At 65.9% G+C, this 455-nt stretch carries 1 protein-coding gene; it reads right to left on the reverse strand.

All coding sequences use genetic code 11. The features are described 5' to 3' along the window. On the reverse strand, positions 1-455 hold a 455-nt coding region (gene tssI, locus AAEZ10_RS27195), incomplete at both ends, for a type VI secretion system tip protein TssI/VgrG (protein ID WP_350571775.1).

Genomic DNA, 455 nt, shown 5'->3' on the forward strand with positions numbered 1-455 from the left:
TTCGCCGGCAGTGGATAGGGGACGGTGTTTTCCTTGTGGTACAGGCAGCCGCTGATCAGCGGTTGATCGGGGTCGCCCTCAAGGAAGGTGACCAGCACTTCCATGCCGATGCGCGGGATGGCGATGCCGCCGTACTGGGCGCCGGCCCAGGCGGAGGAGACGCGCAGCCAGCAGCTGGTCTTGTCGTCGGCCTGGCCTTCGCGGTCCCAGTGAAACTGGACTTTGACCCGGCCGTATTCGTCGCAGTGGATTTCTTCGCCTTTCGGGCCGGTGACCACGGCGCTCTGGCTGCCGAGGATGCGCGGTTTCGGGTGGCGCAGCGGCGGGCGGTTGGGTACGTCCCACGGCGTGGCCTGGAAGCGGTTGCGGTAGCCCTGGTGGAAATCGTCTTTCAGCGCGGTGGTGTCGCTGGTCACCGACTCTTCGAGCACTTGCGGCTGCTTGCCTTCGTGCAG

It is taken from the genome of Pseudomonas sp. H26/SER47-MNA-CIBAN-0231 (assembly GCF_040310465.1).
GTDB lineage: Bacteria > Pseudomonadota > Gammaproteobacteria > Pseudomonadales > Pseudomonadaceae > Aquipseudomonas > Aquipseudomonas atacamensis.